This is a genomic window from Euhalothece natronophila Z-M001 (assembly GCF_007904085.1).
GTDB lineage: Bacteria > Cyanobacteriota > Cyanobacteriia > Cyanobacteriales > Rubidibacteraceae > Halothece > Halothece natronophila.
The window spans coordinates 932395-958268 of the sequence record NZ_CP042326.1; the positions used below are offsets into that span (position 1 = coordinate 932395).

General features: G+C 40.1%; 26 protein-coding genes and 2 pseudogenes. 11 read left to right on the plus strand and 17 right to left on the minus strand.

Annotated elements, in window-relative coordinates; genetic code table 11:
* The 4 genes from FRE64_RS04345 to FRE64_RS04360 all read left to right on the plus strand — a co-directional run bounded on the left by FRE64_RS04345 (position 1) and on the right by FRE64_RS04360 (position 2224).
* On the plus strand, positions 1-393 hold the full coding sequence (locus FRE64_RS04345) for a response regulator (protein ID WP_146294833.1): 393 nt from the start codon (positions 1-3) through the stop codon (positions 391-393).
* 152 nt (positions 394-545) lie between these two features.
* Positions 546-1409, plus strand: coding sequence for an alpha/beta fold hydrolase (locus FRE64_RS04350; RefSeq protein ID WP_146297279.1), 864 nt, complete (start codon positions 546-548; stop codon positions 1407-1409).
* A 164-nt stretch (positions 1410-1573) separates the two neighbouring features.
* Positions 1574-1774 carry a 30S ribosomal protein S21 gene (gene rpsU, locus FRE64_RS04355; protein ID WP_146294834.1) on the plus strand — a complete coding sequence of 67 codons (201 nt, stop codon included), beginning with the start codon at positions 1574-1576 and terminating at the stop codon, positions 1772-1774.
* 18 nt (positions 1775-1792) lie between these two features.
* Positions 1793-2224 carry an FKBP-type peptidyl-prolyl cis-trans isomerase gene (locus FRE64_RS04360; RefSeq protein WP_146294835.1) on the plus strand — a complete coding sequence of 144 codons (432 nt, stop codon included), beginning with the start codon at positions 1793-1795 and terminating at the stop codon, positions 2222-2224.
* 157 nt (positions 2225-2381) lie between these two features.
* Here the strand turns inward: FRE64_RS04360 and FRE64_RS04365 are convergent, their stop codons facing one another.
* The 4 genes from FRE64_RS04365 to FRE64_RS04380 form a co-directional block, all read right to left on the minus strand.
* The gene (locus tag FRE64_RS04365) at positions 2382-3578 is read right to left on the minus strand and encodes a class I SAM-dependent methyltransferase (RefSeq protein ID WP_146294836.1); all 1197 of its coding nucleotides are present in this window, start codon (positions 3576-3578) and stop codon (positions 2382-2384) included.
* A gap of 148 nt (positions 3579-3726) precedes the next feature.
* The gene (locus tag FRE64_RS04370) at positions 3727-4350 is read right to left on the minus strand and encodes a class I SAM-dependent methyltransferase (protein ID WP_146294837.1); all 624 of its coding nucleotides are present in this window, start codon (positions 4348-4350) and stop codon (positions 3727-3729) included.
* Positions 4351-4385: 35 nt separating this feature from the next.
* A complete protein-coding gene (locus FRE64_RS04375) occupies positions 4386-5072 on the minus strand; it encodes a hypothetical protein (protein WP_146294838.1) in 687 nt (228 codons plus the stop codon).
* A gap of 17 nt (positions 5073-5089) precedes the next feature.
* The gene (locus tag FRE64_RS04380) at positions 5090-5530 is read right to left on the minus strand and encodes a hypothetical protein (RefSeq protein ID WP_146294839.1); all 441 of its coding nucleotides are present in this window, start codon (positions 5528-5530) and stop codon (positions 5090-5092) included.
* Positions 5531-5869: 339 nt separating this feature from the next.
* Between FRE64_RS04380 and FRE64_RS04385 the strand changes: the two genes are divergently transcribed.
* Entirely contained in the window at positions 5870-7414 is a 1545-nt protein-coding gene (locus tag FRE64_RS04385) for an RNA-directed DNA polymerase (RefSeq protein WP_146294840.1), read from the plus strand.
* Positions 7415-7500: 86 nt separating this feature from the next.
* Here FRE64_RS04385 and FRE64_RS04390 read toward each other — a convergent pair whose 3' ends face one another.
* The gene (locus FRE64_RS04390) at positions 7501-8127 is read right to left on the minus strand and encodes a glutathione S-transferase family protein (RefSeq protein WP_146294841.1); all 627 of its coding nucleotides are present in this window, start codon (positions 8125-8127) and stop codon (positions 7501-7503) included.
* Entirely contained in the window at positions 8124-9353 is a 1230-nt protein-coding gene (locus tag FRE64_RS04395; protein ID WP_146294842.1) for a methionine gamma-lyase family protein, read from the minus strand. The genes FRE64_RS04390 and FRE64_RS04395 overlap by 4 nt, the downstream gene beginning before the upstream one ends.
* Positions 9354-9478: 125 nt before the next feature.
* Between FRE64_RS04395 and FRE64_RS04400 the strand changes: the two genes are divergently transcribed.
* Positions 9479-10291 (plus strand): acyl-CoA desaturase, encoded by an 813-nt coding sequence (locus FRE64_RS04400; protein ID WP_146294843.1) that lies wholly within the window; start codon positions 9479-9481, stop codon positions 10289-10291.
* Between the two features lie 137 nt (positions 10292-10428).
* Positions 10429-10890, plus strand: coding sequence for a 50S ribosomal protein L9 (gene rplI / locus FRE64_RS04405; protein ID WP_146294844.1), 462 nt, complete (start codon positions 10429-10431; stop codon positions 10888-10890).
* Between the two features lie 64 nt (positions 10891-10954).
* Here the strand turns inward: rplI and FRE64_RS04410 are convergent, their stop codons facing one another.
* Positions 10955-12346: an ammonium transporter gene (locus FRE64_RS04410; protein WP_146294845.1), complete on the minus strand. Its 1392-nt coding sequence runs from the start codon at positions 12344-12346 to the stop codon at positions 10955-10957.
* A 72-nt stretch (positions 12347-12418) separates the two neighbouring features.
* On the opposite strand from FRE64_RS04410, the gene FRE64_RS04415 reads away from it, so the two are divergent.
* The 4 genes from FRE64_RS04415 (at position 12419) to FRE64_RS04430 (ending at position 17659) form a co-directional block, all read left to right on the plus strand.
* Entirely contained in the window at positions 12419-12919 is a 501-nt protein-coding gene (locus FRE64_RS04415; protein WP_146294846.1) for a hypothetical protein, read from the plus strand.
* Positions 12916-15351, plus strand: coding sequence for a pentapeptide repeat-containing protein (locus FRE64_RS04420; protein ID WP_146294847.1), 2436 nt, complete (start codon positions 12916-12918; stop codon positions 15349-15351). The genes FRE64_RS04415 and FRE64_RS04420 overlap by 4 nt, the downstream gene beginning before the upstream one ends.
* Positions 15352-15489: 138 nt before the next feature.
* Complete coding sequence (locus FRE64_RS04425) at positions 15490-15918, plus strand: universal stress protein (RefSeq protein WP_146294848.1); 429 nt, start codon at positions 15490-15492, stop codon at positions 15916-15918.
* A gap of 136 nt (positions 15919-16054) precedes the next feature.
* Positions 16055-17659 (plus strand): cation:proton antiporter, encoded by a 1605-nt coding sequence (locus tag FRE64_RS04430; protein ID WP_146294849.1) that lies wholly within the window; start codon positions 16055-16057, stop codon positions 17657-17659.
* Here the strand turns inward: FRE64_RS04430 and FRE64_RS04435 are convergent.
* The 10 genes and pseudogenes from FRE64_RS04435 to FRE64_RS04480 form a co-directional block, all read right to left on the minus strand.
* Complete coding sequence (locus FRE64_RS04435; protein WP_146294850.1) at positions 17625-18332, minus strand: potassium channel family protein; 708 nt, start codon at positions 18330-18332, stop codon at positions 17625-17627. The genes FRE64_RS04430 and FRE64_RS04435 overlap by 35 nt on opposite strands.
* A gap of 205 nt (positions 18333-18537) precedes the next feature.
* Positions 18538-18660 (minus strand): photosystem II protein Y, encoded by a 123-nt coding sequence (locus FRE64_RS04440; protein ID WP_146294851.1) that lies wholly within the window; start codon positions 18658-18660, stop codon positions 18538-18540.
* An 89-nt stretch (positions 18661-18749) separates the two neighbouring features.
* A complete protein-coding gene (locus FRE64_RS04445; RefSeq protein ID WP_146294852.1) occupies positions 18750-20651 on the minus strand; it encodes a S9 family peptidase in 1902 nt (633 codons plus the stop codon).
* 370 nt (positions 20652-21021) lie between these two features.
* The gene (locus FRE64_RS04450; RefSeq protein ID WP_146294853.1) at positions 21022-21645 is read right to left on the minus strand and encodes a Uma2 family endonuclease; all 624 of its coding nucleotides are present in this window, start codon (positions 21643-21645) and stop codon (positions 21022-21024) included.
* 42 nt (positions 21646-21687) lie between these two features.
* A complete protein-coding gene (locus tag FRE64_RS04455) occupies positions 21688-22254 on the minus strand; it encodes a Uma2 family endonuclease (RefSeq protein ID WP_146294854.1) in 567 nt (188 codons plus the stop codon).
* A gap of 83 nt (positions 22255-22337) precedes the next feature.
* Positions 22338-22589, minus strand: a complete 252-nt coding sequence (locus FRE64_RS04460; RefSeq protein ID WP_449265785.1) for a hypothetical protein — start codon at positions 22587-22589, stop codon at positions 22338-22340.
* Positions 22590-22729: 140 nt separating this feature from the next.
* Positions 22730-23749, minus strand: a pseudogene (locus FRE64_RS04465) (IS701 family transposase); the annotation flags it as partial.
* Between the two features lie 19 nt (positions 23750-23768).
* Positions 23769-24908 (minus strand): IS4 family transposase, encoded by a 1140-nt coding sequence (locus FRE64_RS04470; RefSeq protein WP_146294195.1) that lies wholly within the window; start codon positions 24906-24908, stop codon positions 23769-23771.
* Between the two features lie 103 nt (positions 24909-25011).
* Positions 25012-25344, minus strand: a pseudogene (locus tag FRE64_RS04475) (transposase); the annotation flags it as partial.
* 98 nt (positions 25345-25442) lie between these two features.
* Positions 25443-25649: a hypothetical protein gene (locus FRE64_RS04480; protein ID WP_146294858.1), complete on the minus strand. Its 207-nt coding sequence runs from the start codon at positions 25647-25649 to the stop codon at positions 25443-25445.
* Positions 25650-25874 lie beyond the last annotated feature (225 nt).

Sequence of the window (25874 nt, forward strand, 5' to 3'; positions counted from 1 at the left end):
ATGTCAACTTATAAAATTTTAATTGTTGAAGATGAAGCCGTTGTTTCTCTTGATATCAACCGACGTTTAGAGAAAATGGGCTATGAAGTAGTTGGACGAGTTGCCTCTGGCGAAGAAGCGATTGAGTTAGTGAAAACTAATCCTCCTAATTTGGTTTTAATGGATATTAATCTCCAAGGCGAAATAGATGGCATTGATACCGCCACGCAACTTTATCAAGAGTATAATCTTCCAGTTATTTATCTCACGGCTTATGCTGGTGACAGTACCTTAGAACGTGCTAAAGAAAGTAAACCTTATGGTTATATTCTCAAGCCTTTTAAGGAAAGAGAACTTCATGCCGCGATCGAAGTTGCAATTTCTCGTCATGAAACGGAATCTTTAAAGAGTTAAGTGTCATTGTCCCTGCTTGAGAACTCACATTCACTCAAATTCACAGTTAAAATAGACTAGATAGAGTAAACCCTCTCTTAATTTATTCATCTTGAGCAGACCTGTATTTGGTCTGTTTTCAGGATAAAACGTAACTGTTGACCTCAGCAACTATGCCCTTACTTGATATTCATGGTGTTACTCATGCCTATGATTTCCTTCCCTCTCAATCAGAAAAAAATGCCCCTGTTCTGGTTTTTATTCACGGTTGGTTACTGAGTCGTCAATACTGGCAACCATTAGCGGAAAAATTAACAGTCGCTTACCCTTGTTTGTGCTACGACTTACGGGGGTTTGGTGATTCTAAAAAAGGTTTAACGACTAACCCTGACTATAGTCTAGAAAGCTATGCTCATGATTTATCTTGTTTATTAGCGCAATTAGAGATTGACGAGGCATGGTTGATCGGTCACTCTCTTGGGGGGAGTATTGCCTTATGGGGGGCAAAATGTTGTGCAGAAAGAGTTAAGGGAGTAATTTGCTTAAATGCGGGTGGAGGCGTGTATCTTAAAGAAGAATTTGATCGCTTTCGTAAAGCCGGACAACAGTTGATTAAATATCGCCCGCAATGGTTACCTTATCTTCCCTTTATTAATTTTCTCTTTACCCGAGTGATGGTTGCTCAACCTCTCCCATTACGTTGGGGAAAACAACGGGTAATTGACTTTGTGAAAGCGGATGCCCTAGCAGCAGTGGGATCACTGCTAGATTCTACTACAGAAAGAGAAGTTCATCGTCTTCCCCAATTAGTCTCCGAATTGAAGCAACCGATTCACTTTGTTGCCGCAGACAAAGATACTGTTATGGAACCCAAATATGTGGGACACTTAGCCAGTTTTCATTATCTTTTTGCTAACTGTGGGGAAAATTTACGACAAATTTCTAACTGTGGTCATATGTCTATGGTAGAAAAACCAAATGAGGTGACAAAAATCATCGAAGACATTTTAAGTTCATATCTAGCATTCGACTCTTAATGAGCAGTTTTCATTAATGAGCTATAGATATTTGTCTATATGTGATTCACTATGTTAAGCTTAATAAGCGATGTAAGCAGTCGCATCAGCCAAACAACTGCTTTAATGTCCGATGGATTAAACGTAGTTCGTTGTTAAAATCTTCAAATTAGGTAAAGAATTGGATGACGCAAGTAGTTATCAACAATAATGAACAGATAGAGTCAGCCTTACGTCGCTTTAAGCGTAAAGTTTCTCAGGCAGGAATTTTTGCCGATATGAAAAAAAATCGGCATTTTGAAACTCCTGCTGAAAAACGCAAGCGAAAAGAAATAAGCCGACACAGAGAGCGTCGGAGATTTCGTAATCGCAGAAATAAGAAGTAGAATTCCATAAGGAGTAACATGGTACAAGCAAAATCCGGCGATACTGTCAAAGTTCACTACACAGGTAAGTTAGCCGATGGAACAGTTTTTGATTCCTCAGAAGGGCGAGATCCACTAGAGTTTGCCATCGGAGAGGGTCAGATCATTCCTGGGTTTGAGCAAGCTGTTATTGGAATGGCTCCGGGAGAATCAAAGACGGCTGAAATTAGTTCTGATGAAGCCTACGGTCCCCATCGCTCGGAAATGGTTCTAGAAGTTGAACGGGAGCAAATTCCTGAAGATATTGAGGTTCAACCTGGTCAACAATTACAGGTTCAACATCCCAGTGGCCAACAAATTCCAGTGGTGGTAACTGAGGTTGCCGAGTCTAAGGTTACTCTTGATGCTAACCATCCTCTAGCAGGTCAAGATTTAACCTTTGATATTGAGTTAGTTAACGTTGAAGGATAATTTTCGAATTTCCTAGTTAACTTGGGGAAGTGATTGGCTTCCCCCTTTTTTGGCAAAAAATATGGCTGTTTTGGGCTATAGTCGTTCCAATTCACTTCTGTGCTACTAGGGAGCAAGATGCTCCCACTACTTTTAAGCTGCTGTTTTTGATTTGGAATCACTGTGAATTAACAGGAGTAAGAGTGATTAGTTTCTGTTTATGTAGCGATCGCGCTTCAGATACATTTCCACCAACTTCGGTGATGATCTCCCTTAAAGAATGTTGCTTTTCTCGATTTTCATTAATAGCTTTGAGCAGGTTAAACTCTTCCTCAGAAAGGCTCACTAATTCGTAATCAGCATTAAATAAGTTGCGACTTTCCCATCCTTCCATACAGGGATGACGCTCAGGAATAGCACTTAAAAATTCACTGTCATCTGACCAATCACAGTGGATAAGTGGGGGTTTTGATAAGAAAAATTCGTAGTGAGTTACCTCCGGATCAAGAGATTCAATGAGTCGATATTGCTCGCGCTCACTTAGTTGTTTGGCACGTTCTAAAATTTTCGGATCATCCCCTAAAAGCCGTTCTAATTGCCAAAATTGTGGGTTAGAAAAGCCGACAAAATCTAACCATGATTCCTTAATTAAATCAAATAAAGTGTTGATATTATAGTCAATTTCTTGGGGATGAACATACATATCAGCAAAGCAGGCATCCCGTTGGTTATCTAAGGCCCAACGCTCTTTTTCTCGTTTCACGATGCGATTATTTTCGGGGAGAATTTCAAATAGCTTCCGCCCAATGTTAACCCCTTCTTGATAGTCATTGGGTTGCAGTAGCGCGATCGCGTTTTGCATTAACCGTACTTCCCAGCGCCCTAATTCCCCATACACAAAAATGTGCATAATTCCGCCTGGAGCAAGTTTAGAAGCGAGGGCTTTAATCCCAGCTACGGGATCAGGAAGGTGGTGCAATACCCCAACGCAGTTAATCATCTCAAATTGACCCTCAAGAGTGTGTGCTTGTTCCACATTCATTTCTTGAAATGTTACCCGATCTGCTCCACCACTGCGCTGACAGCGTTCTTGTGCAACTTTTAGGGCTTCAGGGCTAATATCAATACCAATCACGGAGGCTTCAGGATTAAGATGGACTAAATACTCTGTTCCGACTCCTGTGCCACAACCAGCATCTAAAATTCGGATATCCTGTTGCGCTGGTTTACGTCCTGTGCAGAAATCATAAGCTGCCGTCCAACTCCATCGCCAGTTATATCCAGGTGGAGGTTCATCTAATAAGGGTTCTGGGGGAAAGGGGTAGGCATTGTAAAGATTAGTAACTGCTGAATGAATTTGATTAGTCTCAGACATTGTTATAAACGTTTTTAACTATCTCAATTTTAGGATGAATTGGTTTAATTATTCGCAGGATTAATTTTATTTTCTTGTACTTGCATTTTTTCGCAAAAGCTGTTAAATACTTTTTAGTAAAATCTTCTGTTTGATTTGATTATGCTCTTTATTTTTGCGCTTGTACCACTTGTAAGCTACCGCCTGCATAGAGAGTTTGCTGACAATTTTTAAAGCCGATCGCGCTTAGTTTTTCCGGTACATTTGTCTTCACAAATTGCCAAGCAGTTTCCGTTTCAAATAAGGTCATAAATAGAGATAACCCAGGAACAAAAATTGGATTATGGGGCTGATGGAGATCAATGCAAGCAAACATTCCTTGAGGTTTGAGAACTCGATAAATTTCCTGTAAAATTTGATTTAATTGCTCTGGCTTCATTTCATGGAGGGCAACACTGGTTTGAACCAAATCAAAACTTGCCTCAGAAAAGGGTAATTCCTCGGCTAATCCTTCCACATAATTGGCTTGGGGAACTCGTTTTTTTGCCCGTTCTAATGCTAGCGGAGAAGCATCTAACCCTGTTACTTGATTCGAGTATTTGATTAAAAATTGGGTAGTTTGTCCTGCCCCACAACATAAGTCTAAAATTTGGGTATTGTTATCAATATTAAGGTCTTTTAGGGCAAGTTGACGGAAACGGGCTTCTCCGCCTACTGCTAAAGCAGAGAGTTGCGCGATCGCGTCATATAACCATTGATATTGATAACTCCATTTCCGTAAAATTGTTGCCAAAATTGATTCTCCTTAGTCTCGTTACTCGTTATTTGTTATTGGTTTGCTAAAGTCAAATTCCAAAATACTTCTCGCATTTTTTCTTCTCCTTCCGTTGAAAGAACCATAATATTACTTAAAAGAGAACCAAATAACCGCCATCCCACTAAACTTAAACTTGCATGTCGCGTTGCTAAAAGCAAATTCTCAAGTTTAATTTGTACTAAACCATCAAAATCTACAACATTAAACAGAACTTCCTCTGAATCCATGGACAGAGGAGGAAGATACATCTGTTTTGTGGAATTAAACTTCAATAAATTGCCCAAAATTTCCTTATATTTAGAAACGTTTTTTGTCACTGGCTTGACACATAATAAAGTAGCATACTGTCGCCTCTCTGGAACTAAATCACAGGTAGAACTAGCAATGGCAAATTTATTTTGATGTCCCGTTAATCGCTCTCCCATTAAATAAGCCGCCTCTGTGCTAATGATGTCACCTTGCAACAGACTAAACTCATCTTCTTCAGAGCTAATTACTCCGCAATTCAGAGCATCTTGATACTCAATGGGAGTCCGCACCAGCGCCCCTTTTTTATTTAACACCCTTTGCCGATGTTTAGTCTTCCCAAGACTCTCAGCAAAACCGCGAATAACGCTCATTGCCTCCTGATTATGGGATAAGTCGTGCAGGTCATGCTCCAAATTGGCAAGGGTTTTGAAATCTTCATCATCAATCATGAATCACCCTACCTATTTTAAACGGGACGTTCTACAAGAGAAGGATCATCAATTATTTCATCATCATCTTCCAGTTCTGAATAAGAGTCTTCTAGCTGCGGATGATCGAAATCTTCGCGACTGGGAAGTGCTGATAGATTACCCATCATTTTGACGGTTTGAATTAAAACTTGAACCGTTTCTGGGTCATTATGCTTTTGCACGGCACGGGCCGCAGTTAAAACTACACTTAGCCCTCCCTGTAACCGAGCGACATCACAAGCTAATCCATATAAGTTTTGGAAATCCTGCTCTGACATGATTCGGTAATCACCAGTTCCTGTTTTTAGGGTTGCGATCTTACCCTCTTTAACTGGCTCAAGCGCTTTGGCTCCTGCTTTGCGGAAATCTTCAAAGGATTTCCAATTTCGCGCCACTTTTAAGTTGGTTGCGGTTTGCTCTTGCTGCTCACCTAACATATAGTCCCTCCTCTGGCTTTAAACCAACGAGTTTACAACGAATTTACAATGATTTTATTATATATCCTAACAGTAATCTTTGGTGTGGCTGCGTTTTTTTCCTCAAAAAAGGACAAAACCATGTCCTTGCGGGTTGAGAAATTTCAAAGTAGAGGGAAAGATGCTTAACGTATTCGAGTCGGAATGTATCGGGTTTTATAGGAAATTCGCGATCGAGAACTGAGTATATTAATTTTTTTTAAAGTCGGTCATCGGCGAGAATTTTATCGTTTTTAGACAGTGCGCTTAAAGTAGGTTTAAATTATACATAAGTTATACTACTTTAATTAATTTACCGATATGAAACTTGATAGAGATTCTATTGAATGGGCAATCGATTCACTTGATAAACATGGGGACACCGATTTATTTCCAAAACCAGTAGAATTAAAAATTATTAAAGAGTTAGGAGACGATGCAATTGACTTTATAGCAGATATTGATATCTCTAATCATGAGCCCGGTGCACCTCGTCGATTTATTGTTCCTAAAGATGATTTATCTGTTCGGCCTGCTACTCAACTTGACCCACTTGATAGCATTATTTTTACTGCAATAATGTATCAATTTGGAAAAGGAATTGAAGATAGAAGGTCTCCAGTATATGATTCTAAAGTTTTTAGTTATAGATTCGATACCTCAGCAAATGGCGATTTGTATAGTTCTAATGATGCTTGGAACGAGTTTTGGAATCAAAGTAGATACTTAGCATCTCAGTACAAGTATGCTCTTAGTGTTGATATTTCTGATTTTTACAATCAAATTTACCATCATACTGTTGAAAACGAACTTATTGCTGCAGGTTTTCCAAATCAAGTTAATAAGTGGGTTCAAAACCTATTTCAAACCGTTTCATCCAAAGTTTCCCGAGGTGTTCCAGTTGGTCCTCATGCGTCACATTTAATTGCAGAATCTTCACTTATACCTATTGATAATAGTTTATCTACGAGAGGAATAAAGTATTGTAGATTTGTAGATGATTTCGTTGTATTTACTGACGACGAATCAGTAGCAAGAAAACATCTGTATGAGATAGCAGGGATTTTGGATAAACAACAGAGACTTCAATTACAGAAAAGTAAAACAAAAATTATTGCATCCTCTGATTTTATTAGATATGCAAGAGAAATGATTGAAGATCGACCTATTAATGACATTGAAAATCATATTCTCAGTATAATAAGAAGACATTCGAATGGAAATCCATATAAGAGTATTCTATTCAGTGAATTGTCAGATGATGAGCTGAAAGAATTTAATAGTGAGGCAATTGAAAAAATTCTTTCAGATTATTTATCAAGTGACGAACCCGACTATATAAGATTAAGATGGTTTTTAAGAAGATTGACTCAAGTTGGTCATGAAGCAGCGGTAAATTTTTGTCTTGATAACTTTGAAGATATGATACCTGCAATAACTGAAATTGCAAGGTATTTCGTAGCAGTAAGCTCAAAAGAAGTACAATTAGATTGGAAAGACATCGGAGGAAAGTTATTAGAACTTCTGGAAAATGACGTTGTAAAGTCAAATGAATATTTTCAAATATCTATACTCTCATTATTTGGGAATGAACCTGAATTAAACCATATCGATAGATTAGTTGATATTTATAAAACTGCTTCTTCATTTTTAAAAAGAAAAATTATTATTGCTGCAGCAGAGAGTAAAAAGGGAGATTGGTTAAGAGAGTTGAAAGAAGATGCTCCTGCAATGGATCCTTGGCAAAAAAGGGCTTATTTATTTGCAACCAACCAATTACAAGCTGAAGAGCGAAAATTTTTAATTAGACATATAACTGACCTAGATAATCCACTTGAAAAGTTAATTGCAGATTGGGTCAAGTAGTATAACAAAGCAAATTAAGCGGACGCATTTGCTTTATTTATTAATAAAAAATGCTACTAAATATTATAACGAAAAACAACACTATATTACTTTATTCCTGCCTTTTTCGGTGGAACTGTTAACTTAACTGACTCAATATTATGTAAATCATTAAACCAATTTTTTAGATGAGGATACTTATTTTTCCAATCTTCATTAAGTCGTAAATCATGATAGGCAAAAGAACAAAGTGCCGCAATATCAGCCATTGACCAAGTTTCGTTCCCTAATAAATATTTGGTTTGCTTTAGTTGTTCTTCAAAAACTGGGATAATACGGGAAATTTTTTCTTGTAATAAAGATTGATATCGCGTTACTTTACCTTGATTAAATAATCCTTGAATCCAAAGATCAATGACATGATCCCCTAAAGTATCTGCCATTTCTTCCCATTTGCGACAAGCAATTTTTTCCTGAAAGGTTTGCGGACACAAATGAGGATGAGGATATTTTTCTTCTAAATACTCAGCAATTAACGAGGAATCCCAAATTACTGTGCCATCTTCATCCACAAAAACTGGGACTTTCCCAATGGGAGAAATTTTCAAAAAATACTCTGGTTTGGCACTGAGTTCAATCGCTTCTAACTCATAATCAATCTTTTTTTCCATTAATAAAATACGGATTTTACGAGCGAAATTCGATTGGGGATGATAATATAATTTACAAGTCATAAGTCTTCTAAGGCTTTAATAATCGCTTCAAGCGCGATCGCGCAATGAGTCCAATGGGTTCCCCCCTGACAGAATACAATATAAGGCTCTCGCAGTGGCCCATCAGCAGATAACTCAGAGGTGCTACCATCAATAAACGTTCCGCCTGCCATTACTAACTCACTTTCATAACCCGGCATTTCTGCAGGCACAGGGTCTAAATAAGACCCCACAGGAGACTGCTGTTGTAAAGCGCGACAGAACGCCAGTAGCTTTTCTTTACTTCCCAGTTTAATTCCTTGAATCACATCTCGCCGTGGTGTTTCTGGGAGTGGATTAACAGGATAGCCCAATTGCTGAAAGACATGGGCAATTAAATGCGTTCCCTTAATCGCTTCTCCCACCATTTGCGGGGCTAAAAATAAGCCTTGAAATAAGAGACGATTTTGGTCAAAGGTTGCTCCTCCCTCGCTACCAATGCCAGGGGCAGTTAAACGACAGCAAGCGGCTTCGACTAAATGTTTTCGTCCGGCGAGATACCCGCCAGCCGTAACAATGGTTCCCCCTGGATTTTTAATTAGAGAACCTGCAATTAAATCTGCGCCTACTGCAGGGGGTTCTTGGGTTTCTACAAATTCCCCATAACAGTTATCGACAAAACAAACTGTCTCAGGATTTTGTTGCTTAACAATGTGAATAATCCGCTCAATATCAGCAATAGAAAGGCTTTCTCGCCAAGTATAACCACAGGAACGTTGAATGAAGACTAAGCGCGTTTTTGCGGTAACTGCGGTTTTTAAGCCTTCCCAATCTATGGTATTTTCACTGGTAAGGGGGAGCTCTCGATAATGAACGCCAAACTCTTTTAATGATCCGAGTGTGGATTCCCGTAACCCGATGACTTCTTCTAAAGTGTCATAAGGTCGTCCTGCCACAGCTAACATTTCATCCCCAAGACGCAACACTCCAAATAAGGCACAAGTAATGGCATGAGTTCCTGAGACTAATTGCACTCGCACCGCTGCAGCCTCTGCGCCCATAATCTTGGCAAAAGCGCGATCGAGCGTTTCTCGACCTAAATCACCATGCCCATACCCACTGACACTGGCAAAATGTTGTACGCCTACCCGTTCTTGCCGAAATACCTCTAAAACTTTTTTTGCGTTATGCTTAACTAGCGTGTCAATTTTAGAAAATATTGGAAAGAGTGCAGTTTCTGCTTTTTCTAAGATGATTTGGCTGCTCATATTCTCCAGTTTCACGAAATATTCTTGAAATTTTAAGGATATTTTTGGATTTAGCTCTTGAATTTGGGGGCGTTAACTCAGGACAATACCATTAAAACCTTCATTAAAGAAACGTAATTTCATCTATGACTGTTGCAACTGAAAAAAAATTACCATTTGATTGGCCAACATTTGCCTATATTGCATCTATTCATCTAGTTGCTCTTTTAGCTTTCCTTCCCAACTTTTTTAGTTGGTCAGCAGTGGGAGTCGCTCTAATCATGCACTGGGTAACAGGAGGACTGGGAGTTACTTTAGGCTATCATCGTCTTCTAACTCACCGTAGCTTCCAAGTTCCCAAATGGCTAGAATACTTCTTTGCGTTTTGCGGTACGCTATCTGCTCAAGGCAGTGTGATTGATTGGGTTGGGCTACACCGTATTCATCACAAATATTCTGATAACAGCCCTGATCCTCACGATTCTAATAAAGGTTTCTGGTGGAGTCACATGGGTTGGATGCTCCATGAAATTCCCGCCGAAAAAGATATTCCTAAATTTACACAAGATATTAATTCGGACCCAGTTTATCAATTTTTATCGAACTATTTTATTCTTATTCAAGTTGCCTTTGGTCTGTTCTTATATGCCATCGGCGGCTGGTCTTTCGTCATCTGGGGCGTATTTGTTCGCTTAGTTGCGGTTTTCCACTGCACTTGGTTCGTTAATAGCGCTACGCACAAGTTTGGTTACCAAACCTATGAATCGAAAGATCACTCTCGTAACTGCTGGTGGGTTGCTCTACTAACCTATGGCGAAGGCTGGCACAATAATCATCACGCTTATGAATATTCTGCTCGTCACGGCTTAAACTGGTGGGAACTCGATATTACTTGGATGACCATTCGTTTCCTTGAAATTCTTGGTTTAGCGAAAAACGTGAAACGCCTTAAAACCTAGAGCTTTGCCCCGCTAATGAACTTGGCGGGGCTTTTTCAGTTGCAAATTTTGCTGCTATAATTAAGGTTTGTGCGTACCACCTATATTGATAAGGTGGTCATTCTTTTGTTCTATTTGGAAACTTTATAGTAAATATCATGGCGAAACGATTACAAGTTGTTTTACACAAAGACGTGAAAAAGCTCGGTCAAGCCGATAGTATTGTGGAAGTAGCCCCTGGCTATGCTCGTAATTATCTTGTTCCCCAAAAGTTAGCAAGTTTTGCCACCCCTGGGGTGCTTAGACAGGCCGAACAAAGACAAGAGAAGGAACGTCAACGTCTCCTTGCTATCTTAAAAGAAGCTCAAGATCGGAAAACGGCTCTGGAAACAGTTGGTCGCTTTACCATTCGTAAGCAAGTGGGTGAAGGAGAAGCAATTTTTGGAACGGTCACCCCTCAAGATGTGGTAGATGTGATTAAAGAAGTAACAGGACAGGATATTGATCGTCGTGGTGTGGTGTTACCCGATGAGATTAGCCGCATTGGCTTCTACAAAACAGAGGTAAAACTCCATCCTGAAGTAACTGCTCAAATTGAAATTCAAGTTGTTCCTTTATAGCTCGCTATTAGTGGTTTAGCAGGGATTAGTGGGTAAGCCAACCCCTGCTAACAACAATTTTTTCTTAGTGTTCTTCATCTAGGGTTAAATCTTCCATTTGCACAAAGCCACTATAGGCTTCCATGCCATGTTCCCCAATGTCTAACCCTTCTTCTTCCTCAGCAGAATCAACGCGAAGCCCCACCGAGAATTTCAAGGCTAACCAGAAAATCGTGGCAAGGATAACGGTATAAATTCCAACTGAAGCAATACCTAAAATTTGGGTAAAAAATTGACCCACACTTGCTAACTCTTGATGAAAAATGCCTACTGCTAATGTTCCCCAAATGCCATTAACAAGGTGAACTGAAATTGCCCCTACTGGATCATCAATTTTGAGGCGATCAAAAATGGGAACGGCAAAAACAATGAGAACACCAGCAACGCTGCCAATGATAATTGCCCCAATATAACTTACGCCATCACAACTGGCGGTAATGGCAACTAATCCTGCTAAAACGCCATTAATAATCATAGATAGATCAGGGAGTCCAAATCGTAGCCATACCGCAATTGTTGCCGCGATCGCGCCACTTGCTGCTGACAGATTTGTGGTTACTGCAATATAAGGAACATTCAAATTGGCTTCTAATTCTGATCCCGGATTAAAGCCAAACCAGCCAATCCATAAAATAAGCCCCCCTAAGGTGGCAATACTCATGTTATGGGGGGGAATCCCTGTCATGCTTCCATCTTCTAAATACTTCCCTTCTCTTGGCCCCAGTATATAAGCCCCTGTTAGTGCCGCCCAACCGCCGACGGAATGAACCACCGTTGAACCAGCAAAGTCATGAAAATCTAAATTACCTAACCAGCCTGTTTCACTCCACACCCAATGTCCTGTTATAGGATAGGCAAAGGCGACAAGGAGAAAACTAAAAATCATAAAACTTCTAAACTTAATCCGTTCAGCAACCGCCCCTGATACAATCGTGGCAGCAGTACCAGCAAAGGCAACTTGGAATAGGAAAAAGACTGTAACGGGTAACCCCTCTGGAAAGGGATCAAGTCCATAAACTTCTGCATCACCACTGAGAAGCCATCCCCCAAAGCCAATTACAGGGCTACCATCAGCAAACATAAAGGAAAAGCCAAAGGCAAAATATGCTATGGTAGCGAGGGCAAAAACAATTAAGTTTTTAGAAAGAATGCTAACTGCATTTTTCTGGCGACAAAAGCCTGTTTCTAGCATTCCAAACCCAGCATTCATAAAGATGACGAGAATGGCGGCAATTAAAATCCAAATGGTGTCAATAATTCCCTTAATGGTTTCTGGGGTTAGTTCTTCGGTTTCTTCGGCGGCAACTGCGGTTTGCAATGAAAGCAAGATCAGTAATGATAGTGGAATACATAACCAGATTGACCAGGGAATTCGCCTAAACTTGGCTTTTAAGGGAGAGTTTTTTAAGGTTGTCATATTGATCTATCTCACATCCATTACACTGGTTTTCCAATAAAACATTAATTATATGATAATTCTGTATAAAACATGACTAAGAAAAGTATTAGCATTCAAATTGATGCGGAAAAACGAGAGGCGTTTCAGCAAAAAGTTAAGGCTGATGGCTTATCTATGAGTGAGTTAATTAAGACTTGGATTGATGAATATCTTGCAGAAGAAACAGTTAAAAAGGATAATGATCAAGATAATCAAGATTTATGGGAACGCATTGAAAATTTAGAAGCAGAAGTCAAATTATTATCAGATGATCAAAGCGTCAGCCAAGAAGAAAGTTCTGAGAATTTATATGCTTATATTCAATACTTAGAACAGCGCATTGATACCTTAGAAACGGTGGTTATTACACCTTTACAAGATGAGTTTGATAATCTCAAGAAAACCAACGAGGCATTATTTAATCAAGTGCGAGGCGTAACTGATCATTTAAATGATCTGCGTAAAGCCGTTGACTCAGTACAGCAAAAAAATCAGCAACAAATGGGAGAACTTGTTCAATATATTAAGCAACAGTTGAAGCAGCAAGAATGAAGGCTCGTTTTATTGCAACAGAACCCTTAAAGCAAGCTGGAGTAACTGCGGAAAAGGAAGTTTGGGATCAGGTTCAAAAAGCATTTGCCGATCGCGCTTGCCTTGGTTACTGGCGTTATCCAATTTTCTCACAGGTGGGGAATTTTCGCAAAGAACCCGATATTTTACTGCTCGATCGCGCTTTCGGGATTATTATCATTGAGGTAAAAGCTCTTGTTATTAATCAAATTCAACAAATTACTGGCCATCTTTGGCAATATCAGAATTTTTATACTAGCAGTGGCAACCCCTATCAACAAGCAGAAAATCAGCTTTCCTCTCTCTTATCTTACTGTCATCAAGAACCCGATTTAAAAGAACAAATTACCAGCCGAATTTTAGTTGCCCTTCCCAACATTACTCAAAAAGAGTGGGAAAATCGAGGCTTTCATCGTCTCCCTAGTAATCCCCCATTATTATTACAAAATAATCTTACCGCTTCCTCAGATTTATTAACAACAATTGAAACGACAGTTCCTCTATATCAAGGTAATCATTTAAGCGAGAGACAATGGCAATTATTACTCTCGGTTATTAGTGGAACGCCGCTGCATCAAAAAACAACTTTTCCTGTTCTGTCTCCCCCAAAAACGCGCGGTAAAGTTTTACAAGAACTCTATCAACATATCTCAGAATTTGATCACCAACAAGAAAAAATTGGTAAACAAATTCCCCCCGGTTGTCAACGGATTCGAGGAATTGCAGGCTCTGGCAAAACGGCCGTTTTATGTCAAAAAGCTGTACAAATGCACCTAAAATATCCGCAATGGGATATCGCTTTGGTGTTTTTCTCTCGTAGTCTCTATCCCGTAATTATTCATTATGTCAGTCACTATTTAAATCGCTTTAGTGAAGAGAAAACCAAGTTTAATGCTAAAACGTCAAAATTACGGATTCTTCATGCGTGGGGGGCAAAAACACAGCCAGGGTTTTATCGCGTCGTTTCTGAAGCCGCAGGGATTTCTCCTCTTACCGTACAAGATATCCCAACGCCTCATCGTTACCAACCCCAAAGCGCGATCGCGCTAGCCTGTGATCATCTCTTAACCCAAACCACTATTCCCCAAATTTTTGATGCAATTCTCATTGATGAAGGACAAGACTTATTAGTTGACGATAGCGTTAAGCGACACCACAAACAACCCTTTTACCAATTAGCCTACCAAGCCCTGCGTCCCGTTAATCCCACTCAACCGCAACAACGACGTTTAATTTGGACATATGACGAAGCCCAAAGTTTAGATCATCTCACCATTCCTACCCCTGGGGAAATTTTAGGGGATGAACTCGCCCATCTTCTCAGTAGCGAATACAGTGATGGCATTCAGAAAACTGAGATATTATCGCGCTGTTATCGCCTTCCTCATCCTATCATTACCCTTGCCCATGGGGTGGGAATGGGCTTATTAAGAAAAGAAGGCATGTTAACAGGGGTTACCCATCCTCAAGACTGGGAAGCGCTAGGCTATCAGGTAGAAGGCAACTTTCAACTGGGGGAAACCATAACCCTCAAACGCCCACTTGCTAACTCCCCACATCCTCTACCGCAATTATGGGAGGGAGAGATGATTCGCTTTCAAAGTTATGCAACCCGCCAAGAAGAATTAACCGCATTAGCCGAGCAAATTTTTACCAACCTGCGCCAAGAAGGATTACGCCCTAGTCGCAACATTCTAGTATTAGTGTTAGGAGAAAGCAGACGCTTAGAAACGACAGTTGCTCAATTTCTCTATCAGCAGGGGATTGATATTTATTTACCCAGTGCGCCTGATTGTAATATTTTTGAAACCCCTTCTGGGCAACGCAACCCCAATCAATTTTGGTGTGAAGGAGGAGTGACGATTTCTCGCATTCATCGGGCAAAAGGGCAAGAAGCGGATATGGTGTATATTATCGGGTTAGATCAGGTGGCGCAAGCAGAGGCTAATATTTATCTTCGTAATCAGCTATTTACTGCCATTACTCGCACTCGCGCTTGGGTAACTCTTAGTGGGATTGGTAATTATCCCTTTTATGAAGAATTGCAGGAAGTTATAGCAAGTGGGGATAGCTTTCGCTTTGTGTATCGTCAGCCACCGCAACGACAGATTCCTGTAACGCCCATAGGAGAATTTCTCATGCGCTATGAGGCAGGAGAACGGAATTTTCAAAACATCGAGTTATCAGGGGTAGTATTAAGCTATTTTGATCTCAAAGGCTGTAACTTTATTGGGGCAAACTTACAGGGGGCAAATTTGAGTCATGCTTGTTTAGAAGGGGCAAATTTAGTTATTGCCAACTTAGAAGGGGCAAATTTATCCCATGCCAATTTACGGAAAGCAAAGTTAATGGGTGCGAACTTAAAAAATGCTTGCTTAGATGGTGCTGATCTTACCTACACTGATTTATATTAGACTATAATGCCATTTCCATAAACGAGTGCTATTGCATAGGCTCCCCAAGTCCCCTTGCTAAGGAGGCAAAGGGAGCACCTGCTGTAACTTGATTATTTAGAATTGGTAGAAGCACCAGATACCCCAAAATAAATTGCCATGAGTTTGTTTAAGCGCGATCGCGTTTTAGTTCCTATCGACTTTTCCGAATCTTCTTTTCAGGCTTTAGAAGACACAATTGGAGAAATGGAAAACCCAGAAAATGTTCACATTATCCATGTTTTACGCCCTCTTAACCCTGGTGATCCCGGCATTATTTGGCATACTGTGGATAATGACACTCGCCGTCGTCATGTGGAAAAAGCCTTTTATAAACGCTTTCCTGATCCCGAATATAAAAAAGCCCCTTTTAATGTTGTAATTGGTAAACCAGCAAGGAAAATTCTAGATTATGCCAAGAAAAATGGTATCGAGTTAATTATTATTCCCTCTCATGCCCACAAAGGTTTAAACCGCTTTGCTTTAGGATCAGTATCAGAAAGAGTGGTTCGTCAAGCCCCTTGTCCAGTTTTAGTTTTACGAGATTAAAACTATAATACTATTTCCAAACAACTCTGTTAAAGCAAATGCTGTTTTTATCAGTTATTTAGGTGATCCAGGAAAAACATATCAATATACCGATAACTCCTAGAGATGATATTAGCACTATCAATAATAATTATTTATGTTATGGTTATTCGCACAAGAAGGAGTCGTTCCTGGCGCAGAAGAAGAAGTTGTCACTGAATTAATTACCAGTTTAATTGTTCTTTTATTAGTTGCAACTGCAGTCGCCTTAATTACGCGAAGGCTGAAAATTCCTTATGTAACAGGATTAGTTTTAGCAGGGTTAGCCATTACCAAAGACTGGTTACCGGGGGATATTGGCATTGATCCCGCTTTAGTTCTCAACTTATTCCTCCCAATTCTAATTTTTGAATCTGCTATTAATACTGATATTAGTCGGCTGCGTACTACCTTTAGACCGATCGCGTTACTTGCCGGGCCAGGGTTAGTTTTAGCAGCGGCAATAACTGCATTTGTTCTGAAAATAGCCCTCAATTTAGAACTGAATGCCGCCTTATTTGCAGGGGCAATTTTGGCAATTACCGATACTGTTTCTGTGATTGCAGCGTTTAAAGAGGTATCAGTTCCCAGTCGTCTTTCCACCATTGTGGAGGGGGAGAGTTTATTTAATGATGGGGTTGCCCTCGTTATTTTAAGTGTAGTGGGAGAAGTTTATGCCCAAGGAGAATTTGATGCCACTGGGGCATTTCAACAACTTTTTCTCGCTATTGTCGGGGGAACAGTGGTGGGATTAGGGTTAGGGTATCTTTGTTTGGGTTTATTTCGACAACTCGATGATCCTTTAAGTAGTCTCTTACTAACTGTTGCTGTTTCTCTGGGAACCTTTCAAGTGGCTCAATTTCTAGAGGTTTCTGGGGCAGTTGCGGTAGTGGTATCAGGCTTAGTGGTAGGAAATATTGGTTTAGCCAGAGAGGTTTCTGCTTCTACTAAAATCACTCTCCTCAGTTTTTGGGAATATGCTGGGTTTGGAGTCAATACCTTTATTTTCCTCCTCATTGGCATTGAAGTGAATGTGGGAGTTTTAATCCAAACTTTACCAAGTGTGCTGATTGCAGTGCTAAGTTATCAAGTTGGACGAGCAATTTCTGTCTATCCCTTATTAGCCTTATTACAATTTTTCGGTCGTCCTTTACCCTTAAAATGGCAGCACGTTCTCTTTTTAGGTAATGTTAAAGGCTCTCTTTCCATGGCTTTAGCCTTAAGTTTACCCACCGATTTACCCGGACGAGAACAACTCATTACCTTAATTTTTGGAACAGTGTTTGTTTCTTTAATTGGTCAAGGTTTGACGTTACCTTGGTTAGTTTCCCGATTAAAGCTGGCTTCTTTCTCTAAAATGACTCGGGATATCGAAACACGACAATTAGACTTAATTACTTCTAAAGCCGCCCAAGAAGAGTTAGACAATCTTCATAAAACAGGAGTGTTACCAAAAGCTGTTTATGAGGAAATGAGAGCCAATTATCAAGCACGAATTGCTAAGTCAGAACGTGACTTACGAGATTTATATAACCGCCGTAGTGATCCATTGAAATCTGCAACACAAGAAAATAATAAATTTCTCAAAATTCGTCGGCAATTACTTTTAGCGGAAAAGGGGGCAATTAATGATTCTTTGCGGAAAGGGATTTTATCAGAGGAATTAGCCCGTAATTCCATCCAACGAATTAATCAGAAACTTCTACAGTTGGAAGATGAGTAGTGCTGAGTCCCACAAATTGAATAATTTGACGGAGATAGTTAGGCTTAGTGACAACAAGGATGGTAGAACCTGCTTCTAATACTGTGCCACCATTGGGAATAATGAGATCGGCTTGGGGATGAGATTGATAACCAATGACAAGTGAACCTTTTGGGAATTTGGGATCACTGGCAATGTCAGCTACTGTGCGATCTGTAATATAACAATCTTTGGTAACGGGGAGTTTTAGCACTTCTACTTGTCCTTGTTCAAAGTGCATCATTGCTTCTACTTCGGGATATTCAATAGCATTGACAATGCGAGTAATGGCAACATCAATGGTACTAATAACATGACTTGCACCCGCAATACGGTAGGGTTGGGCAAAATCGCGATCGTTGAGACGGACAACAATTTGAGGAACACCATAATGCTTGGAAAGGGTAACTAATGCAAGGTTTATGGCATCACTTGTCATCGTCGCAACAATCGTGTTAGCTTTCATAATGCCAGCTTCTAGGAGGACACTGGTGGAAACAGCACTTCCTTCAAAAGACATGACCCCAATTTTTTCCCGTGCATATTGACAAGCAAGGGGATCAATGTCGATAACGGCAACGGTATGTCCGAGGTCTAATAACCGTTGTGCTAACCGCAACCCCATCATACCAGCCCCACCGATTAATACATACATCTACGGGTGAACCTCCTGCTATGTATTACTTTCATTAGTCATTGGTCATTGGTCATTGGTCATTAGTCATTAGTCATTGGTTTACAAACAACGAAGGACAAAGGACAAAGGACAAATAACAAAGGACAAACAATAAAGGACAAAGGACAAAAAAACACAGTTGCTGCTTGAGGAAAACAACAACTGTGCTACTTCATCAATAATGTTAACTATTTTGCCGATTCAAGAAGTCTTGAGCCTGTCTAAGCGCGATCGCGCCAATATTAAAGACAGCCCAACCAGCCGCTACCATAACAGGAGCGAGAACAATTAAAATTCGCCAATCCATAAGCCGTTTTCACCTCTCGTTTTAAACATTTTTTTATTATTCCTCTGCCTTCTATGATAACTGACAGAGGAAAATTTTTGGCAATAATCTTAACTGACAATCCCAGAGTGACCAGTCATTTCTCCAACTTCTTCAGCACGCCCGTCAAGATACTGGGCGAGGAAGTTTTCAGTAAGGGCATAAAAGTGCATCCGATTTTCAGGACGAGCAAACCCATGTCCTTCATCAGTATAAAGGGCATATTGGACGGGTTTTCCTTTTTCTCGCATGGCAGCGACAATTTGTTCACTTTCGGCTTGTTTCACTCGTGGATCATTGGCTCCTTGCCCAATTAAAAGGGGTTTGGTAATTTGATCGGCATAAAAGAGGGGAGAGCGCGATCTTAAAAAGTCTTCTTCGGTTTCAATATCCCCAACGCGATGGGCAAACATAGACATCATGGGTTTCCAGTAGGGAGGAACACTATTAATGAGGGTAATGAGGTTGGAGGGGCCAACAATATCCACGCCACAAGCGAATACCTCTGGGGTAAAGGTTAAGCCTGCGAGGGTAGCATAACCGCCGTAAGAACCGCCCATGATAGCAATTTGATTAGGATCAGAAATGCCTTCTTGTTTTAGCCATTCCACGGCATCAATGAGATCATCGTGCATCGCGGCTCCCCATTCTCGGTTTCCAGCGTTGAGAAAGTCTTTACCATAGCCAGTTGAACCACGGAAATTTACCTGTAAGACAGCATAACCACGATTAGCAAGCCATTGTACAGTGGGGCTATATCCCCAAGTATCACGCGCCCAAGGGCCCCCATGAACATATAACACGGTGGGGAGTTGTTTGGCTTCTACCCCCACAGGAGTGGTTAAATAGCCATGAATCGTTAACCCATCTCTTGCTTGGAAGGAAATGGGTTGCATTTTGGCGAGGGGGAGGTCTTCTAATTCGGGTTGATTGGTGAAGAGAAATTCAAATTCTTGATTATCGCGGTGGTAGTGATAGTAATAAACGGGCCCATCATCAGTAATGTAGGCAACTAACCAGTTTTTATCGGCTAAGTCGCGGCTACCAATACCAAATTCTCCTTCGCGAAAGTTACGGATGGCTTCAAAGTCAGGCGCGATCGCGCTATCTAAAATTTGCCATTCTTCTTTGTCTTTATAAAAGGAAACGGCTTCAATATGACGCTTTGTAGGATGAATCATCACATCCCCAACATCATACTGTTCATCCGCGGCGATAACTGTTTCCTCTTTACTCTCTAAATCAAGGGCAAGTAGGCGTTGAGCATTTGCTTCATGTGACCCCACAATATAGAGGGTTTTCCCATCTTGAGAAAAACTTAACGCTCCTCCTTCGTCATCAGCACTCCAATGGCGCAAGCATTCCCATTCTTGGTTAGGGGTTTCCCGATAGAGTAAGTCTGATCCGCCATCTGGGGTAGCGGCGACAGCTGCCCGAACTTGAAATTGAGCATCTGCTGTCCAACTGACAATATTGCCGGGGTTATCGGTATCAAATTCTACTGCACCGTTATTTAAATTAATGCGGTAAACATCAAATTTTTGAGCATCATTCAGGTTTAATCCCACTAACACTTGATCAGGGGTTTCGGGATCAAGATCAATGGGTTGGGCTTTGACTCCTTGAAATGGGGTTAAGTCACGAACAATGTTATTAGTGAGGTTAACGGCGTAAAGATGGAAGTTTTCATCCCCATCTGCATCTTGAAGGTATATTAACTGATCGGGTTTATATGTCCAAAAGTAGGCTCGAATGCCGCGTTTTTGATCTTGGGTCACTTGCTTATCATCGGTTTCCCCAATAGTTCGCACCCAAACTTGTAGCACATCTTTGTCATCTGGGGCGAGATAAGCCATATATTTGGCATCAGGAGAAAGACGAGGACGGGCGCGTTTGGGATTACCAAAGAGAACTGAACGGGGAATTAAGGGGGGTAACTGAGTTTTCGTTTCTGGTGCTGTTGTTGTTGTCATGGAGTATGTATTTTCATTAAGCCTACTTTTCTTATTGTGGCATTGAATTAATCGGGATTGCGTCTTTCTCGGGTGGAGATTCTTGCTGATAACGTTTCTTAGTCATTAGTCATTGGTCATTGGTCATTGGTCATTGGTCATTGGTCATTAGTCATTAGTCATTGGTCATTAGTCATTAGTCATTGGTCATTGGTCATTAGTCATTAGTCATTAGGAATCAAGAAGTGACGAGAGAGAATTTAGAAGTGAGTTTAATTGCTTATTTTCTCTTTTCTCTCTACTCGTTTATTAATGATGAGTTATTAGTTTACAAACAACAAAGGACGAAGGACTCACAAAAAGCGTGAAAACTGCTATAGAAGCAAAAAAATTAGTCTTGATTAGCTCGAAAAATTTGATTTGCAGTTTTATTCAAAGTAGGAAATGTTGGGGAAATAATCTTATCATTACCGCGAAATTGCTGAACTTGATACTCACCTTCAATTAGTTGATAAACAGATAAAGTTGGCTCTTTGGGATTGCCTAAAAAATTGCGTCCTCCAAATGTGGCATAATCAACAATCCAGTATTCAGTAATTCCTAATTCTTCGTAATCTGCTCGTTTTTTGAAGTAGTCATCACGCCAATTTGTACTCACTACTTCCACAATTAATTTTACTGATTCCGCCTTTTCAATGATTGATTCACTTGCCCAGCGAGACTCAGTCGCGATCGCGTTCTGATCGAGGACAATAATATCAGGTTCATAGCCTGATTTACCATTACTTGATTTTATAATCGACTCTCTAGGAATTGTCCATTTTCCCCGTTGACCCATTTCAATCATCGTGAGGATTAATTCTTCCATGAGAAATCCTGTTATAATCGAGTGTTGTCCTTTAGGTTTCGGCATTTCAACGACAATTCCATCATGGAGTTCATAGCGTCCTTCTCCGTTAAGATATTGGATGTTAAACTCATCAAAAGTAATCTTTTTCGCTAAAGTTTTAGTCATAATTGCTGTTACTTCTTATTGAATAATTAAGCTATTAAAGTGTTATAAAATAACGTTTTCATAAAGTTCAGAAAAAGTTGCCTCAAGACCAATGCTGTTGCAATAAAAAGATTTATGATTAGGAAGATAAAACTGAAATAGCCATAACTCTTTTTCAGTGCGACGATAACATTCAACTCGTTGTTTTTTGCTACTAATTAAAACATATTCTTCTAAGGTAGGGAGTGTTTGATAATCAATAAATTTATCTCCTCGGTCAAAGGCTTCTGTCGAGTCAGAAAGAATTTCTACAATAAGTTTTGGATAGGACTTATAAGTTGTTGTTTCCGCATCACGATCCTCAAAAGTTACCATCAAATCAGGATAGTAGAAACAGTTACAGCTTTCGAGTCTAGCTTTCACATCGGCAAAATAAACCCGAAAATTTGATCCTCGTAAATGGTTACGAATCATCGTGTAGAGGTTTCCTGCAATTAAGTTATGGCTGTCAGTAGTTCCTGCCATTGCATAGGCTTTTCCATTCCGATACTCGTGTTTAATGGGACTGCTTGCCTCTAGTTGGAGGTATTGGTCAGAGGTAAGATGAGTATAGTCTGGGCTTGCGATCATGATTCCCCTAATCATCTTGGGCTAATAACTTTTTCCCTGTTCCCTAATTCTATCTTTAGAAGTTAGTAGGAGAAGAGGGAGAATTACTGAAGATCAAGGTGATAGCGTTGGGCAAGTTGGGTGATTTTTTCTAAAGCGCGATCGCGCACACTTTTCGGTTCAATAACTTCGCACTGTTCCCAATATCTCGCAAGATCGCGCAAAAACCAAAAGGTATTAAAAATTTTCCGAATTACCTGCCGTGACTCTCCTTCTAATTCCCCAACAAAATCATCATCGGGTTTGACAGTGTAACCAAAGGCAAGTCTGCCATATAACTTAAAGGTTACTGCCACGCGCGCTAAATCTTTTGCCCAAGGCTGATTAATTTCAGTAATAGCGGCTTCTTGGATGCGATCGAGCCTTAATGTCCAGTTATCCCTCTTTTGTCACTTTCCGAAGCAAGAAGTAAAAAATAATGAGTTCTAATCAACTCTTAAAAACCTATTTTAACTTGATGAACAGAAGAAAATAAATGCTGAAACCCCAATAATAAGTGGTCATTATTAAACATCTCTAGCCAAGGGACAACTAACCAAAATAAGAACCATGGTTCCATAACTAAACGTAGGTTATGTAAGGCATCTTTCCAGCTATTTCCCTTCCTCCAATTGGGATGTTGAGGAGAATTATTACTTGTTGATGGTTGTGTCTTATCATCACTGTCTTCATCTTGCTCAAAAGAGCTAAAACCTGGCGTTTGTAAGCTCACCATTAAATAAACACAGTAAATGATTTCCCACCACTTCTCGATCTCAGAAAACTTGGTGAAACGATAATCTTTCCAACCCAATTCTTGCTTACATTGGCGAAATCCATATTCCACCCAAGTTCTTAAACCGTAAAGGTCTCCTAGTTTTTTCTTGACCTTCCCTTGAAGATTGGTCATAACAAAAGAGGTCCCATTACTGGGCAAAGTTTCTGGGTCAGTGGTGAGATCCCAATAAGTGATGTTTCTTCTCTTGCCATAAATAATTTCTCGAATGTATCTGGTTTCGGAACTGTTATCACTAAAGGTTCGAGTAAATTGACACCATTTATTGGCTCTTACCCTTTGTCCTGGGGGCAGTAGGACACTATGATTACTTCTAATTGCTACTACATAGGACAGCTGATAGTGGGTTAGGGTGTTGATGAAATCACTACTTTCTCCATACAAGCTATCTGCTAAAACTAGGTCAATGTTAAAGCCAAAATCAATTAACTCTTGAATCAGTTCTATGGCTAATTCAATCTTGGTTTGGTATTTATCCCCTGGTTTGAGAGTTCCTTTGGGCTTAAATACCTTAAACTTTAAGGGGAAAGTGATATCTTGATACACTCCATAAGCATTGACCGAGACGATTCCTTGGTCAATTTTGCCCAAACTTCCTAAGTATTGTCTAGCGACATAATCGGTACGATTTCCCTTCTTTCTATCTCCAGTTTCATCAATAATGACGGTGATTGCTTTTCCTCAAGGGGTGACGACTGGCTTAAGCCCCTTGCTGTATAAGTTCCATAGCTCTTAACCCTTTCTGATAAAAGGGAAACTTATTGCGATTAAGACTCATCAATTCTTCTACCCAATCTTTGACAAAAATCTGAGTGATGATCCAAGTTTGACCATATAAGCCGATTAAGAAATTACTATTTTTCGTCATTTTTTGCTTCACTGTTCTCAGACGACCAAGATATTCTTGTTGACCTTTGAACCGAATGGATTGCCCCTTTAAACTGGAGACCGTGTACGCGATCGCGCACAACAAAACCAAATTACTTAGTCTTTTGACTGAAGCCTTAGAGCCTTCTAAATTATAACCTCCGATCTTACAATCCTTAAACATGGCTTCGATTCCCATACGCTTTTGATAAGCTTTGATTGCCGAGTCGAGATCGGGAAGATTAGTCAGAAGATACCAAGGCTCTTTTTCGACACTTCCTCGGTATTTCTTTTTCCATTTAACGGCAACAGAAAATTGACCGAATCCGTTTTTACCCACTTTTATATTAGGAAAGAAATGAGAGTCTCCTGGTTGAAAGTCGAAGCAACTAAGAGATTGACAATCTTTTCCTTTGACTTGAATGTTTCGGTCTTTTTTCTGACGCAGAACAAAGCCCACTTTCTCTCTCCGTAACCATTTAGCCAGCTCGATGCTATGAAATTCACGGTCTCCTAAAATGATTAATCGATAACCTCTCAGAAGTTTCAAAATCGGTTTGAGTAAAGCTTTTTGTTCTTTTAAATTACTGGCTCCTTTCTTTGATAAAAATTGCCAATAAATGGGAAGAGCTCGTTTCTGATGAATGAAGGCGACAACAAACAAGTTTTTATCTTGCCACTGCGTTCTGTCTAAAGCTAAGTAAAGAGGTTGATTACTTGGGTGAATGAGTTTAATAATTTCTTTAATGATTGGAAACCAAATTAGGGCCATGGACAGGGAAGGAAGCACTAGAAATCTTTGAAGACGACGGCGACGACTTTCATACTTAATCGGTAAAGGATAGTACGCAGCTAGTTTTTCGATTTTCACATTTTTATGAACTTGTAACAGCCATACCCAGATTTCTAGGCTTAATAATTGGGCACGAGTGAGTCGATTAGCAAGGTGATTGCGATATAATTTTGGTAGCATTTTTTAAGTTCATTTTGGTTTCTGCGATCGCACAGTTAGCGCGATCGCGCAGCCTGATCTGTTTATTATAAAAGGCTATCTACGTCAGCGCTTGAGGCGATTACAACACGATTGTCACCCCGTGAGTTGCTTTTCCCTTTAAGGCTTCTTTAGTTTTTTGTAATCTTCTTTCTCTTAATTGTTCTACTGACCAAGGTGAGTTAGCAAGGAAGTGATGTAGAGATTGTGCAGAAGTAATCCCGACGACTTTGGCAATTTCTGGTAGAGATTTTCGTTTAATCGGTGCGATGAGTCCTAAATGTAAAAATTTAAAGCATTCATAATTTCTCACATCTTGAAACAGGTCTTGATAGTAACCACAATAGTTGTCTACGATCGCGCTAGTAGGTTCTGGGTCTCGCGGTAGGTGTTGACGAATCTGTAAAGCTACATCCATCATGAGCACTCGCTTCCCTCTTTGTTCTTACTTTTCTTTTCTTATCATTTTTCTCGGAAAATGACAAAAGAGGGATACTTCCTTGACTGTTCCTCTAATTAGCCAGCAATATTAATTTTAAAGGCGCGATCGTTCCGTTTCAATCCCACCACTTTAGCATCATTTTGGTTTTCTTCATAGCTTAGAGATTGACAAGCGCGATCGCGATCGAAAATTAGATAATGTTCAGCTTTCTTCTGGTTATATTTTCTTCTGAGATGATGCCATTTCTGAAAACGCCGTAAAACAGCGATCGCACCACCCATCAACCCAAAGCGATGGAATCTTAAATCTTACGCCACAATTGGGGCATTCTGACAACAACGTTAACAGATGCTCAGAGCAAAACTCCGTTGTCTTCAACTGCCACTCAATTTTATGATATGGAGTCTCCCCATAACAAGTACCACATAAACGAATTGGCTCTAACTTCATTCCAACGCCCTTGGGTGGTAACATTTCTCTTAATTGAGAAACATCCACCTGCACAA